This is a genomic window from Mesorhizobium sp. M2C.T.Ca.TU.002.02.1.1, assembly GCF_003997225.1.
The window spans coordinates 1-407 of sequence record NZ_RZTO01001568.1 but is presented as its reverse complement, the minus strand read 5'-3'; the positions used below and the strand labels follow the sequence as shown (position 1 = coordinate 407).

Annotated in this window: 1 protein-coding gene; it reads right to left on the bottom strand. The window is 65.8% G+C overall.

Annotation, left to right across the window (positions count from 1 at the left end):
- Window positions 1-407 (bottom strand): ABC transporter permease subunit (locus EOD07_RS37320; RefSeq protein WP_127238561.1); only part of this gene is annotated, 407 nt, incomplete at both ends.

Genomic DNA, 407 nt, shown 5'->3' with positions numbered 1-407 from the left:
GGCCTGTTGCCGCCATGCCCCGCCCTTTCGCCCTTTGCATTTTCCCACGGCATGGCCAGGCGCTGCACCAGCACGGCAAGGCCGAACAACACCAGCGTCAGCGCCGAGCTGACGGCGACCGCCGCGAGCACAAGGTCGGGCCGGAAATTGTTCTTGGCGCTGAGCATGTAGATACCCAGCCCCTTCGCCGCGCCCGCATACTCGGCGAAGATTGCGCCCACCACCGCATAGGTGATGGAGATCCTCAGGCCCGCGAAGAAATAGGGCAGCGCCGACGGCAGCCGCGCGAGCCAAAAGATGCGCCAGCGCCCTGCCCCCATGGCGGCGAGCAGCTGGCTGATTTCGGTGCTCGTGGCGGCGTAGCCTTCGACCAGCGCCACCATCATCGGGAAAAAGGTGACCAAAGC